The sequence below is a fragment of the Palleniella intestinalis genome (assembly GCF_013166595.1).
Classification (GTDB): Bacteria; Bacteroidota; Bacteroidia; order Bacteroidales; family Bacteroidaceae; genus Prevotella; species Prevotella intestinalis.
In genome coordinates, this window is record NZ_JABKKG010000011.1 from 94,070 (window position 1) to 110,341 (window position 16,272).

Here is a 16,272-nt window from a genome sequence, read left to right on the forward strand (position 1 = left end):
TTATTTTAAAGATGAAAATAATTTGTTTACCTCCTCTTCTGCCTCAAATATGGGAGTTGCGCCGTACTCGCCATTGAGGTAGCTGTTTTGAAGCGTTTTATCAAAACGCACATTATATAAATTATCCATTCTTCCAAATGAACTGATACCGTTATTGTCTTTTTTCATAAACCATATTTCATCTCTCCTGAATATCTTTTGATCCATTAATGAACTTTCGTGAGTGGTGAAAATCAGTTGGCTAGAGACATCTTTTGAATACTTATAAAACAATAAAATTATTTGCTTAATAAGTGATGGATGCAAGCTACGTTCCATTTCATCAACAACAAAGACTTTCCCCCCTTGAATCAAGTCCAATATAAGTGGAATATAATCAAATAAACGTTTTGTACCATCACTCTCATCGCCAAGCGAAAAAAGTTCAATACCAGCTTCATCCATCTTTTTATGTACTGTCATCAGTTTCTTAGCTTTAATTTCACCATCAATCAAGTTTATTAAATACAAATTATCGTCAAATCTTAATGCACCAAATGCTTCATCTGTATTGGATTTTGACAAATCTGCTTTTATTGCACGTTGTAATTTTTGCGGAATACCTAGTTTATCAAATTGCACTTCTATTAATTTCACACCATCAACGCCAGTATTGAAATATCTTAAAAGTGCCCCAAAACCACGTTTTAATTCATTATCATCAGCAGCTTTAAGTAATACACCTTGCTTATATGGGGTATCAGGGAATATAATCTTAAGAGAATTTACGAACCAGTCTATAACAGAATCCAAATCTTTAATATTTGATACGTTCTCATGAATATTACGGCTCATGACCTCATGAAGAAACAACTGTCTTGGCGGTGTCGCTTTTGCAAGAAAGGACAAGAATTGTGACTCTTCTTCTTTTGGATTGAGCTTAAGAAGATACGAAATGTCGAAATCGGATTTTCCTGTATTTCGTTGAAAAATAACACATTCATTATTTTTGTTTATTTGTTTAAGCCATTCTAAACTTATTTGTTCTGCATTGTAGCTAAAACCATATTCATATTTTTTGTTTCCACAAAGTATATGATAAATAATGGTTGTATCTTTTTTATTATTTTCCGAACTCAAACGAAAGGGGTAGAATTCAATCAAATCATCTGTACGAGTACCCCTTAAAATAAGTTTTTTACCTAACTCTATCGCCTTGACAAAATTACTCTTTCCGCCAGCATTTGCCCCAAACACTGCTGCAGATTTCAACACCCACTGCCCTTTAGTTGGTTCCGTTCTATGGTCTTTTTTCAAAGAACCTTTATTTGGCCGAAGGAGTAAAATTTCTTTGTCTTTAAAAGATAGAAAATTTTCTATTGTGAACTGTTGTAGCATAAGTATTGACTATGTAAATTATTAAACAGTGCAAAGATAGTGATATTTTCTCATTTGCGCAACCATTTTTAGGCATTTGTACAAAAATATCATACACAAAATGTGATTTTTTCACATTTTAGCCATTAAATCTCAGAAAAAGTTTGTATCTTTGCATCGTCAATTCGAAATTAAGACCCTGGCTAATGGACCAGAGAGTTGACAATCTTTATTATGAGTAATATTTACTATGTGAACAAAATTGCCCAACCTACGGGTGAACATGAAGTCCATGCATCAAGTTGTAAGTATTTGCCATCAGCAGAAAATAGGATTTTGTTGGGTTTCTTTGCAAATGGCAGAGAGGCGGTAAGAGAGGCAAAGAAGCTCTATAGCAATGTTGACGGATGTTTCTTCTGTTGTCCAGAATCACATACAAGGTAAGCACCGGATGAGACGAATGGTATACAACGCCTAAGTGTACCGTAGCGGAAACGGTAAGTCACCGCATAGTACTAATCTCCAAACTCAAAAATATGGCAAGAACTGTAGAAAAAGGCAGAAGTGCTATAACTGGGCAATTTGTATCTATCGAATATACCCAAAAGCACCCAAGCACAACTGTAGTAGAAAAGGTCAAAGTTGGCCCAATAAAACACAGGAAGTAATTTGTTATTTAGGATGTGCCTAGACGATTCACATCGTCTAGGCTTTATTTTTTCTATCCAACATTCTGTCAATTGTCAATATTTCTTCAAATCAGGATTTCCTTTATGTGCTGTTGTTGTTTATCATTTATACAGAAGAGCGTGTACAGTTGGGCATTCATATCACCACTATAATCAATTATGCCATTGGCATCGGAGTAATCCAACAAGTCAGGAACTTTCTTTGCCAATGATGTTAGGGATTCGTCTGTGAGAAGAAATGCAAAGCGGATAACCTCACTTGTGGCATATTTTAAGAAGTTCTTGGCTTCTTGCTCTGTTGCGAATGTTTTTAGTGCCACACGAGAACGGCCAAATGCACTGTGATTATCCACAATGGCAATTTGATTGCTACGTTTTTGTCCACCAGCGTTGGCACTTGATACAATTACTTTCCATCTGTTCAAATGTTCAAGTCCGGTTGTAATAACGTCCTTATTCGCTACATACCAACGCGCTCTTCCACTCTTGCCAGCTTTGTCATTGGTGAAAAGTTTGATTTCTGATTCAGGATTAAAACTATCACCATCGTTATATTCTCTTACAAGTGTAGGATTTCGTTCTACAAAGTTGCTTTCTATCGAAAACAAACTACGTGGTAAGATAGACTCATGTAAGCATGAATATTTTTCAATAGCACATTTCAATGAATTGGATATTTCATTATCAACGGGATTAAGGGAAAATAATTCTTCATTGGGATTTTCTGCATAAACAGAAATTTCCTTGCCGCCTTTAGAGTATATGTATTTGAAGCCATTATTTTTCTTTTGCATGTCTTTCATCACAATAGAGAGACCATCAGCTATACCAACATCCTTAAATACATCTGTTGAGTTCGGGAAGAACTTCAACAAACATAAGTGAGAATCATTCATCTGAGATAACCCAAACTGCTCAAATCCTTTTCCAGAACGGTGAATCCATCGTGCTCCAGGATAAATCAAGGAAGTATATCTGCTCAGTTTATCACTTATCATTTGAAAATATTGGAATATACTAATACTAACTTTCTGTCCATTAGCTGATTCTTTTTGAGAGATAATTTCCTGATACGGCGGGTTTCCTACTATCGCATTAATTTTCACGTTCTTTCCTACTAAGTCATGAACTTTCTTGATGAAAAGTTCGGGTTGGTTCTTGATTTTGTTGATTAAGTCATCCGGTGCCCACATGTTCACCTTGCCGTGGCGGAAGCCAAGGAGGGTGCGGCGAGTAATGGCTTTTGCCATCGGTGTCTTGCAGATGACGAAGATACTTTCGCTTACCACTCTGTCCCAAATGCGAAGATGCTCTTCAAGGGTTTGGGGAGAGAACATCTCTTCCTTGCATGCACGGCGGTAAAGGTTATAGGCGAGGTACAGCGGATAAAGTCCGGACTTTGAGTTTATTTCAAGCAGGTGACTACCGGGAGCGAACACATCGTCAGTCACTTTGTGATGCTCCACATAGCGTGGCTCATTGAGTGTTTCCGTGAAATCCTCGTTATAAAAAGTATAGCCACCAAGCGTGTCACTCATGTGCATATTGACCACACGCCATGGAGTGAGCACAGTCTCTTTGTCGGGATTGCGGAATGTATTGAAAATATCCGTGATACGTTCGATACGCTCCTCTATTGTCAGTCGGTCGGCAGCGCGAGCCATGGCACGTATGCGCTTGCCCGCAGCAGCAAAGATGTCAGGGTCGTAGTATTTCTTAAACCTGTTGAACGTTGCTTTATCCACACCGCGAGGCATGAACTCTTCCCACGATTGAGGGTCAACGAGAGAAGTGAAGTTGTCAATGGTCAGCTGCTCATCCTCATTCTCCACCTTTGCACCATAGATGAGCAATGGCATACGGATGGATATGCCACGGAGAATGGAGACAGCATCCTGCTTCAGTTTCTGTTTCTCTTTCAGTTTCTCCAAGCGGGCTTTCTCTTCCTCGGTGAGGTCTTTCTTTTTCTTCTTCTCTATTCTTTCCTTCTCCTCGTACTCCTCTGCGGTAAGCCCCTGTTCGTTGACATTGATGCCGTTGGTCTTGCCAATGGCTTTTGTCTTGCCAATAATGCCGTCAAGTTCCTTGAACTCCTTGACAGCCACCTCATCAAGTTTCAGCAGTTCGTCAGTATAAAGATAGCCATCCTCAAAACCGTTGCGCACAACACGCTCAACATAAGCCTTCTTCAACTGTTCCATCATCCGACCGGCATCATAAGGTTTCATTGCGCTTCCTTCCATTCCTATCACGGGACAGAAGTTCAGGAAATCACCAAGAGCCTGACGCTGAGCGTCGGTTGTCTTTCCCGCTTTACGAGACACACGCGGCACGGTAGCCAGCACCTGCAATGTGCGGTCGGGCGCAAAGTCAAATACATAGCAGTCCTCCTTCACAAGGCCGTTGACAGAGTAAGGTGTCTGCACACGGAATATTGTCTGCATGTATGCCGAGGCTGCTGTGTTGAACGAGCCGGAGAGCATAAGCACACCCATCCATTGCGGCACGGACACGCCTGTCGTAAGGCGTCCGCATGACAAGGTGATTGTGCCATATTGGGCTGATTCGATTGCCTTATTGACCTTGCGCAGAGCCTCCTCATGAGCTTCTTCCTCGTCACCCTCGCCCGCAACATTGACAATGTCAAAATGCCCGAACACAGGATGTTCTCTCAGCATTGCCGACAATGCCTTTGCCGCCTTTACGCCCGGCACCATCCAAAGTGTGTGACGGAAGATGCTGCGATAACGCCGGTTGGCAAATGGATACATGCTTTCAGCGTCTTCTTTGGTAAGAAGGTTAAGGAAGCGCAGCACATCAGCACGATGCAGGAACTCACCGCCATTGTTTGTGCGGAAGAACTCACGGAAATTAAACGCCACCTCACTATCGTCAAAATCCTCAGAGCCTATCAGCCTGCCAAGGTCGTAAGTGTAGATGTTCATCCGTGGCAATGCAGCGTATGGGTTAGGGTCGCCGAAATGGTTTCTGTCCCACTCCTGCTTGGCACGCTGCTCCATGGTGTAGTCCCATGTGAACATTTCCTCCTCACTGACATCGTCCATAAGATTGAACGGTGTGCCGGAGAGCTGCAGCACCTTTGTCGTTTCCTTTGTAAGTTCGCTGATTACAGCCTTTCCGAGTGCTGTCTGAGTTCCCTCATGAGCCTCATCGATGATGATATAGTCCCACGGTGTGGAAAATATCTCATCATTCTTGTTAAACTTTCCGCCTACAGTTTCCGAGCCACGCAAATCCTGCATTGATGCGAAATAGACATAGCTGATGCCTTCTTTTGTGTGGCGGTGTTCAAGGTTCTTATGTGACGAGCCATAATTCTTAGAGCCATAGGCATAATTCGGGCTGTCATAGAAAATCTTGTCGAAATCCTTAAACCATCCGTCATCAACCACAGGGCGGTGGGTCAGAATCAGAGTGCGACTGAATTGCAGAACCTTAGCCACTTGCAAAGCGGACAATGTCTTACCGAAACGCATCTTTGCGTTCCACAACATACGGCGCGACTTTGCCTGCGACTTCTTGAACAGCTTCACTGTTTTGCTTATAGCCTCAGCCTGTTCAGGGCGGAACTCTATCGGAGAACGCCCTACGGTGACATCACCAGGATTGAGCGACTCACGCCCTTCCTTTACGGCGGCAACGGCTTTCTTTACCGTTTCAAGGTCGGTGACGAACCATTCCCTGCCGCCTTTGTCAATGTTCTTGAACTCCTTGCGCCGGACACCGCTGCGCTTCAGCACCTCATGCACCTCCTTGTCATTGAATCCGATGATGCGTGAGCCTTTGCGGTAAGCAGCACTTTCTGTGTACAACAAGTCGTAGGCTATTACCGCAGTGGTGGTATATTGGTTAATGCGGTTGCGGGCTGCCTTGTTAAGCACCTTGCTGTTTGGCGCAATGGCGGTGATGTCCATCTCGTCTGGGTCAACATCCATGGTGGCTTCGCCAATCTTCAAGCAATCTCTATGCACAGCGTCATTTATGCGGAACACATAAATCAGTTTAGGTTTCAGTTCTTCAAAATACTTGGTTTTCATAGGCAACTACTTTATCAGGTCAACAAATCTTATTTTCTGCTTCTCTTTCTTCGCCCGCCAGTCCCTGATGAGGCAGTATGTGCCGTTATGCCGGCGGAGGTTTCCGTCCTTACATCCAAGGCAAGGTGTCCTTGTCTCCCCACCGAAGAGGTCGGTTGTCACTTGTTCGTGGCAGGAGTCGGGCACGACACCTTTCAGCCCGTCCATCTGCCATAGATTCCATGAAACGATGTAGGCGATGTAGGCTGTTGATTTTGTCATTGGGAGTTTGCCGAATTTCGCTGCGTAGTATTCGATGAAACTAACAAGAAGGTTTTCACGGGCAAGCAGCAGATTGTCGCCCTGCCACTCGTAGCCGTAGATGTTTTGGAACGCCTCTTGGGCGAAAGAAAGCCACTCACCGGATGTCTCGGTGTTCTCTGAGACAAGGCGCAGCTTGCGGTCAAGCAAGCCTATTCTTTTATTAATAGGTATAGGTTCGCCGGTGGTGGCATCGTAACGGCTCACAAGATACGGCGCTTCACCGCAGGTTATCTCCATACGGGTGTCGCGCACATAAGCTTTCCATGTCTTGCCTTCGGGAAAAACAGAGACAGGGGAATCTGTCGGAATCCATGTGCGGACTCCGGCTTCTGTAGTCATTTCCGTATTGAAAACATTCTTTCTGCCAAACCAAGCCTCATCGATGAGGTTGTTCTGCGCATTGCACACCCAAGACGGCGTGAACACTTCCGCCATCTCCTTTGCGCGTTGCGCCTGCGAACTTCTCGGCTTAAGTACTCTCGGCACGATGATTCGATTGTTCTTCCCCGTGATTCGTTCGGGAAGAATCTCGTCACCGTACATATAGCCCTTACCCAGATACTCATAATCACGCGTAGCCCACGTGATATTCCTTCCCGTGGTATGGTCGCGCAACAGGATGGCAAGCACCTCGCCATCCACAGCATTAAGAATGTCCTCTGACAAATCAACGGAATGACAGTCCTGCAAAAGGTTGTCTTCCATAGACTTTCAGCAAACGTTTAAAACTGTAACGTATGCCAAAAGTCCTTCTACAAAAAAACGGCTTCTGTTTACGGAACGCAATACGTGGACAGTAACTTTGCCCAAATTGCGGCCCTAGGAAGCCGAGAAGGAATGACAAGTCACGTCCACGTAATCGTGAACGTATAATTACCTGCTCATCATTCCTTTATTGAAATTTCCTAGGTTTCAATTTGTTTTGAACAAATAGCTATACGCTAATTTTTTACCAATAAGATGAAGTACTCCTCCTTTGGTTGGGCGACTGTTAAGGCTGTCCTTCCGCAGTTCCTGCCAAGTCGGAGACTTATGCCCTCGGGACATCAATGCCCGTCAAACACACTGCAAAAGTAACACTTTTCCGTGAATCCACAAAATAAAAGCCGCGAAAAGTGGCGGTCGTATGTGGAAAATATAGCTTTGAGGCTGATTCTGTTCGTCATCCTGATTGCAACGTCCAATAAATATTGATGTAGTAAAACAACAACAAGCAATAATGCTCCTGTACATTAGTATTTTTATGAGGTTGTCCTTCAAAATGGCTTGTCTTGTGAAACACATCAGTGGTAAAATGCCATACGATAGCCCATACACAAGTCAAGCGCAGAAGGTGTGGCAGAGCCACAGCCTTTACGGTAACCACCGGCTTCAGCCGTGTGGCGGTCAATAGTCCATACATAAATGTGTGGCAGCGCCACACTCCTTTATGCCTGATATATAGCACATCTGATATGGGAAGGTTGCATAAAGGAGTGTGGTTCCACCACACACAGCTTAAAGAGCATCATCACAATCCACACGGCTGAAGCCGGTGGTTACCGTAAAGGCTGTGGCTCTGCCACACCTTCTACCGTTTCTTTGCATCAATGCTTCATATCATGAGGTAGTGTTTAATTTTGCCGGACACAAACAACACAAAAACACAAGCAAAAAGATACCATAACAAAAGGTAACACTTCGCACTGCAAAAGGTTACCTTTGACATGGTCAAGTGTTACCTTTCACCACATGAAAGGTAACACTTCGCAACCCCTTCTTTTAGCAGCCTCTGCGCAACACTTGGGTTAACAAAACATAATTATTTGTCATGCGTACACCGATACTCATTAATAATATGTAACTTTGTAACCGAAATGTACCTGTCTGCATACGCGTATATATAAATATGTAGGGCGTTTTATGGACATTTGAGGATAATCACCATGCAGTGGAACGAAGTCATAGGGCAGCAAGAAGTGAAAGACCGGCTCATGGGGCTGGTCCATGGCGGGCGTATGCCTCACGCTCTGATGCTCTGCGGTGATACCGGCTACGGTACATTGGCACTCGCCACTGCACTTGCTACGGAACTTCTGCACAAGACAACAGACTACCATCCAGACCTGCATTTCTCATTCCCGACAGTGAAGACTCCGTCGATGGGTGGCGAGCACAAGCCTGTCAGCGACGATTTCATCAGGGATTGGCATGAGCTCATAAAGCGCGAGGGGCCTTACATAACTCTCGACCAATGGATGGAGGCCATGAAAGCCACCACACAGCAGGCCATAATCACTGCTGCGGAAAGCGATGAGCTGGCAAAGAAACTGTCGCTGAAATCCAGTCAGGGCGGCTACAAGGTCGCCATAATCTGGCTGGCGGAACGAATGAACGACGAGAGTGCCAACAAGATTCTGAAGACTTTGGAAGAGCCTTCCGAACAGACGGTGTTCATTCTCTGTGTCGAACGTCCTGAGCGCCTGCTTGAGACTATACGTAGCCGTGTGCAGAGGATTGACGTGCCAAAGATTGACAGCGCGTCACTCGAGAAGGCTCTCATGGAAAAGCGCGGACTGGAAGCGGGCGTAGCGCACAAACTCTCACGCGCAGCGGACGGCAATTGGCTGGCAGCCATAGAGCAACTGTCACCGGACTCTGAGCAGATGCTTTTCCTCGACTTGTTCAAGATGCTCATGAGGCAAGTCTATGCGAAGGATGTCCGTGGCATGAAGAAATGGTCGGAGACTGTTGCCGGATTCGGCAGGGAGAAGCAGAAAAGGCTGCTGACGTATTTCCTGCGAATGGTCAGGGAGGCGTTCGTCTCCAATTTCAGGAACCCGGAACTGTCCTACATGACAGCCGAAGAGGAGATGTTCGTCAGCAAATTCGGGCGTTTCATCAACGAAGCGAACGTCATTGACATCAACAGCCTGCTGGAACTTGCCATCCGCGACATCTCGCAAAACACAAACCAGAAGATTGTCTTTTTCGACACAGCGTTGAGACTGACGGTCTTGTTACTAAGAAAATAAGACAGAATGAATTTTGACAACTTGAAATATATCTCAGGACAATGCGACCGCGGACTCTCGGCAAAAGGCGTCGGACGGCAGGACCATCAGCTGAACACCTACGACTGGCTGGCGGACGTGCCGGGAAACGCGGAGAGCACGGACCTTGTGGAAGTGCAGTTCAAGAACACAAGGAAAGGCTACTACCACAATGTCAACGGACTTGACCTGCATAAGGGCGACCTTGTGGCTGTTGAGTCGAATCCGGGACATGACATAGGCGTGGTGACTCTCACCGGACAGCTTGTCAATCTGCAGGTGAAGAAAGCCAACCTGAAGTCCATGGACGACATCAAGCGCATCTACCGCATTGCCCGTGACCAGGACATCGCCACATGGAACGATGCCAAGGCGCGCGAGCATGGCACCATGATTCAGAGCCGCCAGATAGCGAAAGACCTCGGGCTGAAGATGAAAATCGGCGATGTCGAATATCAAGGCGACGGCAACAAGGCCATCTTCTACTACATTGCCGACGAGCGTGTGGACTTCCGACAGCTCATAAAAGTCCTCGCCGACGTGTTCCATGTGCGCATCGAAATGAAGCAAATCGGCGCACGTCAGGAAGCTGGACGCATCGGTGGCACAGGCCCTTGCGGCAGAGAGCTGTGCTGCGCGACATGGATGAAGTCGTTCTCAAGCGTCTCCACCAACGCAGCACGCTTCCAGGACATCTCCCTGAACCCTCAGAAACTGGCGGGAATGTGCGCAAAGCTCAAATGCTGCCTCAACTATGAGGTGGACACATACATGGAAGCAGGCAGGAAAATGCCGCCGCGCGATGCCGTGCTGCAGACGCAGGACAATGACTACTATCATTTCAAGCAGGACATCCTCGCAGGCATTGTCACCTACTCCACCGACAAGCGTCTCGCAGCCAACCTGCAGACAATCACTGTTGAACGCGCAAAGGCTGTCATGGACATGAACAGACGCGGCGAAAAGCCTATAGACCTTGACGACAGTAAGGACACTACGACAGAGAGAAGGCGCTCTGTCCACACCGACCTCGTTGAGAGTGAGGACATAACACGCTTTGACAAGTCAAAGAAGAAAAAGAAAAAGAAAACCGCCCGCCCAAAGAGAAAAGACAATGGAGGCGAGAAGAATGAACACCAAGACAACAAAAAGGAATAGCCGACTGTCAGCCCTTATTGCCGTGATTGTCATCCTCATGACTCTCTCGGCATGCGGAGACAACCGCGTGTACGACCACTATGAGCATGCCACTGTGGGCGGTTGGGAGAAGAATGACGCGCTGGCGTTCGACATTCCGGCATTGGCGGAAAGCGGAAGGTACACCTTATCGCTCGGCATAAGGACAAACGATGCCTATCCGTTCCAGAACCTCAGTCTTGTCGTGGAGCAGACATCCTTTCCTTCAAAAAAGACGGCAGTGGATGTGGTGAACTGCGACATCGCTAACCACAACGGCAGAATGCTGGGCAATGGCATTACACTCTACCAGTATTCCATACCGATAAGGAAGAAATTCCACATGCGCGGCGACAGTCTGCATATCACTGTGCGCCACAACATGAAGCGTGAAATCCTTCCGGGCATTGTGGACATAGGAATAAAAATGGACAAGGAATAGCATGCTGCAATGCGTCGAACGCGGACAATGAAACAAGCATACACATTAATCTTATACACGATATAATAATTTTCAGAATAAAAAACATAACGTTATAACAAAAAATGGCAGAGACAAAGAAAATCAAGACCGCGCTGGTATCCGTATTCCACAAGGATGGACTTGACCAGTTGCTCGCAAAACTTAACGCAGAGGGAGTGAAGTTCCTCTCTACAGGTGGCACACAGACTTTCATCGAATCACTCGGATATGAGTGCCAGAAAGTGGAGGATGTCACAACCTATCCTTCAATCCTTGGCGGCCGTGTGAAGACACTGCACCCGAAAATTTTCGGAGGCATCCTCGGACGCCGTGACAATGAGGGCGACCTGAAGCAGATGGAGCAGTATGAGATTCCTGAGATCGACCTCGTAATCGTCGACCTCTATCCTTTCGAGCAGACTGTGGCAAGCGGAGCATCACAGGCAGACATCATCGAGAAAATCGACATCGGCGGCATATCACTCATCCGTGCTGGAGCGAAGAACTTCAAGGATGTTGTCATCATACCTTCAAAGGCTGAATATCAGGTGCTTCTTGACATCATCAACGAGCAGGGAGCGGAGACAACCATTGAGCAGCGCCGTATGTTTGCCACACGCGCTTTCGGTGTTTCTTCACACTACGACACAGCTATCAACGGTTGGTTTGAAGCAACAAAATAAACAAACAAAATACAGCAGGCAAATAAAAGTTTTGCCATGCTGTATGTAAAAAATTATCAGAAACACAATGGGATTTTTCTCTTTTGTACAAGAAATAGCAATGGACCTTGGCACAGCCAACACCATCATAATCAGCGATGACAAGATTGTTGTTGATGAGCCTTCTGTCGTTGCGCTTGACCGCCATACAGACAAGATGATAGCTGTCGGCAAACAAGCCAAGATGATGTACGAAAAGACTCACGACAACATCAAGACTATCCGCCCGCTTCGTGACGGTGTCATTGCCGACTTCTCTGCCTGCGAGCAGATGATGCGTGGTCTTATCAAGATGGTTCATTCAGGAAGCAAGCTGTTCTCGCCTTCACTGCGCATGGTTATCGGCGTGCCGTCGGGAAGCACGGAAGTAGAGCTGCGTGCCGTACGCGACTCTGCCGAACATGCTGACGGCCGTGATGTCTACCTCATATTCGAGCCAATGGCGGCAGCAATCGGTATCGGCATAGATGTCGAGGCACCACAGGGAAACATGATTGTCGACATCGGCGGTGGCTCCACGGAGATTGCCGTAATCTCGCTTGGCGGCATCGTTTCCAACAGTTCCATACGAACAGCCGGCGACGAACTGACATCCGACATTCAGGAGCACATGGCGCGCAAGCATAATGTCAAGGTTTCCGAGCGTATGGCTGAACGCATCAAGATACATGTCGGCTCTGCCCTCACCGAACTTGGCGACGAGGCTCCGGAGGACTATACTATCCACGGACCGGACCGCATAACAGCGCTGCCACTTGAAGTCAAGGTAAGCTACAAGGAGATTGCGGAATGTATCGACAAGACCATCGCAAAAATCGAGAATGCAGTCCTCACCGCTCTGGAGAACACACCACCGGAACTGTATGCGGACATCGTGACCAACGGCATCTGGCTTACCGGTGGCGGTGCCATGCTCCTTGGTCTCAGCAAGCGTCTGGAAGACAAGTTCAAGATTCCGTTCCATATCGCTGACGACCCATTGCACTCTGTCGCAAAGGGCGCCGGCATAGCATTGAAGAATGTTGACCGCTTCTCATTCCTTATGCGATAGTCATACATAACGAGACAGTCATACAGACAACTCATGCCAAACAGGCAAAGACAATACGTGCAGATGCCATGGGGAACAGCCACAATCATTAATGGCGCGCCCAATGGCATTTGCACATTGCCTAAAAGTTTTTAATATATGCACAACTTATCAGAGTTCCTGCAGAAATATCACCATTGGTTCATATTTCTGCTGCTGGAAGTGGTGTCAATGGTTCTGCTGTTCCAATTCAATGGTTATCAAGGCAGTGTATGGTTCACCTCAGCGAATGCCGTATCCGGAAAAGTGTACGAAGCAAACGCTGCGGTGAACCAATTCTTCTCATTGGCAAAAGTCAACGAGCAGCTGACACAACGCAATGTATTCCTTGAACAACGAATACAGCAACTGTCAGAACAACTGGAAAAAGCGACAGGTGACACCACAATCGCATCAAAGCCCATAATGACAGCCATTGCCGGCAACCGGATTATTCCGGCACGGGTCATCAGCAATTCCATCGACAAGCAGGACAATTTCATAACACTCGACAAAGGTGCTGCCGACGGCATAAAGCCTGACATGGGCGTTGTCGGTGGCACGGGAATCGTCGGCATTGTCTATCAGACCTCAAGGAACTACAGCATTGTCATCCCTGTCTTGTCCAGCCACTCACGCATAAGCTGCACGATTCAGGGACGAGGCTATTTCGGCTATCTGCATTGGGACGGCAAGTCGCCACGCCACGCATACGTTGACGATATACCACGCCATGCACATTTCAGGCTCTATGACAAGATTGTCACTTCAGGCTACAGCTCAGTATTCCCACCGGGAATCCTTATAGGAAAAATCATACATGTCTACAACTCACCTGACGGTCTGTCATACCGTTGCATGGTTGAGCTGTCAACAGATTTCGGCAATCTGCGCAATGTCTGTGTCGTAGACGACAAAATCATGCGGGAAAGACTGGAGGTGCAGCGTGCTGCCGAGGATTCAATAAAGAACAAAAAAGAATAGCGATGAGTATTGATTTTTTCAAAAGACTGGCACTACTGTCACTGCTGGTGCTCCTGCAAGCGTTGGTGCTTAACCATATACATGTATTCAGCTGCGCCACACCGCTATTATACATCCTGATTGTACTGCAGTTCAGCACAGCACAGCCACGGTGGAGCATACTCCTTTGGAGCTTCACCACAGGACTGTTGATGGATATTTTCTCAAACACTCCCGGTGTTGCTGCGGCTTCAATGACCTTCATAGGATTCATACAGCCAAGTGTGCTCCGCATGTTCCTGTCAAAAGAAAAGATTGAAGAAGAGTGTTCCCCTTCATTGAAAGAACTCGGCTGGCTGAAATTTGTCTCCTACACCTTTATCCTGACATTCATCTACAGCCTTCTGTTCTGCACTCTGGAAGCCTTCTCTTTCTTCAACATCACCATTTGGGCAGAGGCTATCGGAGGAAGCACGGCCATAACACTGCTCATGCTTATCGCCGTAGAGAAGGTAAGGGAATAGAAAAAGAACCATACATAGTAGAGATTACACTATATACCAAGAATGGCAGACCACAGTCTTGACAACAGGAAATATGTTATTGGTGGCATAGCGACAGCTATTGTCACCATATATATCATACGCTTGTTCTTCCTGCAAATCATGAGCGATGACTACCGCAAAAGTGCGGACTCAAACGCCTTCTTCAAGAAAATAGAATACCCGTCACGCGGCGTAATCACCGACCGTAACGGCAAACTGCTTGTCTACAACGAACCGTCATACGACCTCATGGTTGTCATGAACGAACAGAAAGGGCACATCGACACACTGGAGTTCTGCAATGTACTGGGCATAACGCCGGAATTCTACAAACGCAGAATGGCGGAGATAAAGGACCGCAACAAGAATCCCGGATATTCACGGTTCACACAGCAATTGTTCATGTCCCAAATCTCGGAGCAGGAATTTGCCATCTTCCAAGAAAAGATGTTCCGCTTCCCTGGCTTCTATGTACAGAAACGTTCTGTAAGGCAATACCACTATCCTTATGCAGCCCATGTCCTTGGGGATGTGGCAGAAGTGTCACCGGCAGACATTGAGGGTGATGAGTACTATCAGGCAGGCGACTATATCGGCAAACTCGGCATTGAGCGTTATTACGAAAAGCAACTCCGCGGAGAGAAGGGAGTCCAGATCCTCCTGCGTGATGCCCACGGAAGGATAAAAGGCAAATACAACAATGGTGAATACGACCGACGGCCGATACCGGGCAAAGACCTGACACTGAGTCTTGACATCAATCTGCAGGCACTCGGCGAAAGGCTCCTGGAAGGAAAAATCGGAAGCATCGTAGCCATAGAGCCTTCGACAGGAGAAGTCCTCTGCATGGTGTCTTCTCCGACTTACGACCCAAGGCAGATGGTTGGACGCAACCGTGGCAAGAACCACCTTGCACTGTCAAGGAACGTATGGAAGCCATTGCTCAACCGCTCCATAATGGGACAATACCCTCCTGGCTCGACATTCAAGACATCACAGGCACTTACCTTCCTGACGGAGGGCATCATAACTCCTGGCACAAGTTTCCCATGCTACCATGGCTTCTCTTTCAGAGGTCTTCATGTCGGCTGTCACGGCCATGGCAGTCCTCTGCCTCTCGTGCCGGCAATCTCCACTTCATGCAACGCATTCTTCTGCTGGGGACTGTACTACATGATAGGAAACAAGAAGAAATACAAGTCTGTACAGAACGCCATGAACACTTGGCGCGACTACATGGTCTCCATGGGCTTCGGCTACAAGCTCGGCATAGACCTTCCGGGCGAGAAAAGAGGCCTTATCCCAAACGCAGACTATTATGACAACGCCTACAAAGGCTCGTGGAACGGACTCACCATTATCTCTATCTCTATCGGACAGGGCGAGGTGAACCTAACACCGCTCCAAATAGCAAACCTTGGGGCTACGATAGCCAACCGAGGATACTACATCACGCCGCACGTCGTTAAGCGTGTCAAAGGAGAACCTCTTGACACTGCCTACACCACGCGCCACTATACGAAAGCATCCCGTGCCGCCTACGACTATGTCGTTGCAGGAATGCGCTCGGCTGTCGAGAGGGGCACGTGCCGCGCAGCAAACAGAGCAGACTACCTTGTATGCGGCAAGACCGGTACTGCCCAGAACCACGGACACGACCACTCTATCTTCATGGGCTTCGCCCCCATGGACAATCCGAAAATAGCCATCAGCGTCTATGTCGAGAACGGTGGCTTCGGCGCCGACTACGGCGTGCCTATCGGCTCACTCATGATAGAGCAATACATGAACGGCAAACTTTCCGAAGCAAGCGAAGCACGCGCAAGAGACTTCCAAAGCAGAAGAATTGCCTACGGTTCGGGCAACAGATAGCAACACCACCACAAAACCAAAGAA

At 46.9% G+C, this 16,272-nt stretch carries 13 protein-coding genes; 9 read left to right on the forward strand and 4 right to left on the reverse strand.

The window, feature by feature from the left end:
- Nucleotides 1-1,377 (reverse strand): AAA family ATPase, encoded by a 1,377-nt coding sequence (locus tag HPS57_RS13045; RefSeq protein WP_172183816.1) that lies wholly within the window; start codon nt 1,375-1,377, stop codon nt 1-3.
- Between the two features lie 515 nt (nt 1,378-1,892).
- On the opposite strand from HPS57_RS13045, the gene HPS57_RS14475 reads away from it, so the two are divergent.
- A complete protein-coding gene (locus HPS57_RS14475) occupies nt 1,893-2,024 on the forward strand; it encodes a hypothetical protein (RefSeq protein ID WP_256378302.1) in 132 nt (43 codons plus the stop codon).
- Nucleotides 2,025-2,110: 86 nt separating this feature from the next.
- On the opposite strand, the gene HPS57_RS13050 is transcribed toward HPS57_RS14475, so the two are convergent.
- From HPS57_RS13050 to HPS57_RS13060, 3 genes are all read right to left on the reverse strand, one after another.
- The gene (locus tag HPS57_RS13050) at nt 2,111-6,103 is read right to left on the reverse strand and encodes an Eco57I restriction-modification methylase domain-containing protein (RefSeq protein WP_172183820.1); all 3,993 of its coding nucleotides are present in this window, start codon (nt 6,101-6,103) and stop codon (nt 2,111-2,113) included.
- A 6-nt stretch (nt 6,104-6,109) separates the two neighbouring features.
- A complete protein-coding gene (locus tag HPS57_RS13055) occupies nt 6,110-7,111 on the reverse strand; it encodes a restriction endonuclease subunit M (protein WP_172183823.1) in 1,002 nt (333 codons plus the stop codon).
- 578 nt (nt 7,112-7,689) lie between these two features.
- Nucleotides 7,690-7,827, reverse strand: coding sequence for a hypothetical protein (locus tag HPS57_RS13060; protein ID WP_172183826.1), 138 nt, complete (start codon nt 7,825-7,827; stop codon nt 7,690-7,692).
- Nucleotides 7,828-8,331: 504 nt separating this feature from the next.
- Between HPS57_RS13060 and HPS57_RS13065 the strand changes: the two genes are divergently transcribed.
- From HPS57_RS13065 to mrdA, 8 genes are all read left to right on the forward strand, one after another.
- A complete protein-coding gene (locus tag HPS57_RS13065; RefSeq protein WP_172183829.1) occupies nt 8,332-9,420 on the forward strand; it encodes a DNA polymerase III subunit in 1,089 nt (362 codons plus the stop codon).
- A gap of 6 nt (nt 9,421-9,426) precedes the next feature.
- Nucleotides 9,427-10,596 carry a PSP1 domain-containing protein gene (locus HPS57_RS13070; protein ID WP_172183831.1) on the forward strand — a complete coding sequence of 390 codons (1,170 nt, stop codon included), beginning with the start codon at nt 9,427-9,429 and terminating at the stop codon, nt 10,594-10,596.
- Nucleotides 10,553-11,056, forward strand: coding sequence for a gliding motility lipoprotein GldH (locus HPS57_RS13075; RefSeq protein WP_253946566.1), 504 nt, complete (start codon nt 10,553-10,555; stop codon nt 11,054-11,056). Before HPS57_RS13070 ends, HPS57_RS13075 begins: the two co-directional genes overlap by 44 nt.
- A 104-nt stretch (nt 11,057-11,160) precedes the next feature.
- A complete protein-coding gene (locus HPS57_RS13080; RefSeq protein WP_172183833.1) occupies nt 11,161-11,760 on the forward strand; it encodes an IMP cyclohydrolase in 600 nt (199 codons plus the stop codon).
- A 67-nt stretch (nt 11,761-11,827) separates the two neighbouring features.
- Nucleotides 11,828-12,850 carry a rod shape-determining protein gene (locus tag HPS57_RS13085; RefSeq protein ID WP_135940602.1) on the forward strand — a complete coding sequence of 341 codons (1,023 nt, stop codon included), beginning with the start codon at nt 11,828-11,830 and terminating at the stop codon, nt 12,848-12,850.
- Nucleotides 12,851-12,988: 138 nt separating this feature from the next.
- A complete protein-coding gene (mreC, locus tag HPS57_RS13090) occupies nt 12,989-13,852 on the forward strand; it encodes a rod shape-determining protein MreC (protein ID WP_172183835.1) in 864 nt (287 codons plus the stop codon).
- 2 nt (nt 13,853-13,854) lie between these two features.
- Complete coding sequence (gene mreD, locus HPS57_RS13095; RefSeq protein WP_172183837.1) at nt 13,855-14,355, forward strand: rod shape-determining protein MreD; 501 nt, start codon at nt 13,855-13,857, stop codon at nt 14,353-14,355.
- A gap of 42 nt (nt 14,356-14,397) precedes the next feature.
- On the forward strand, nt 14,398-16,248 hold the full coding sequence (gene mrdA, locus HPS57_RS13100) for a penicillin-binding protein 2 (RefSeq protein ID WP_172183839.1): 1,851 nt from the start codon (nt 14,398-14,400) through the stop codon (nt 16,246-16,248).
- Nucleotides 16,249-16,272 lie beyond the last annotated feature (24 nt).

Bases quoted from the DNA above. Each gene is read 5' to 3' on its own strand.
- HPS57_RS13085 (WP_135940602.1), top strand. From the start codon at position 11,828: ATGGGATTTTTCTCTTTTGTACAAGAAATAGCAATGGACCTTGGCACA.
- mreC (WP_172183835.1), top strand. From the start codon at position 12,989: ATGCACAACTTATCAGAGTTCCTGCAGAAATATCACCATTGGTTCATA.
- HPS57_RS13080 (WP_172183833.1), top strand. From the start codon at position 11,161: ATGGCAGAGACAAAGAAAATCAAGACCGCGCTGGTATCCGTATTCCAC.
- mrdA (WP_172183839.1), top strand. From the start codon at position 14,398: ATGGCAGACCACAGTCTTGACAACAGGAAATATGTTATTGGTGGCATA.
- HPS57_RS13045 (WP_172183816.1), bottom strand. From the start codon at position 1,377: ATGCTACAACAGTTCACAATAGAAAATTTTCTATCTTTTAAAGACAAA.
- HPS57_RS13055 (WP_172183823.1), bottom strand. From the start codon at position 7,111: ATGGAAGACAACCTTTTGCAGGACTGTCATTCCGTTGATTTGTCAGAG.
- HPS57_RS13075 (WP_253946566.1), top strand. From the start codon at position 10,553: ATGGAGGCGAGAAGAATGAACACCAAGACAACAAAAAGGAATAGCCGA.
- HPS57_RS13065 (WP_172183829.1), top strand. From the start codon at position 8,332: ATGCAGTGGAACGAAGTCATAGGGCAGCAAGAAGTGAAAGACCGGCTC.
- HPS57_RS13050 (WP_172183820.1), bottom strand. From the start codon at position 6,103: ATGAAAACCAAGTATTTTGAAGAACTGAAACCTAAACTGATTTATGTG.
- mreD (WP_172183837.1), top strand. From the start codon at position 13,855: ATGAGTATTGATTTTTTCAAAAGACTGGCACTACTGTCACTGCTGGTG.
- HPS57_RS14475 (WP_256378302.1), top strand. From the start codon at position 1,893: ATGGCAAGAACTGTAGAAAAAGGCAGAAGTGCTATAACTGGGCAATTT.
- HPS57_RS13070 (WP_172183831.1), top strand. From the start codon at position 9,427: ATGAATTTTGACAACTTGAAATATATCTCAGGACAATGCGACCGCGGA.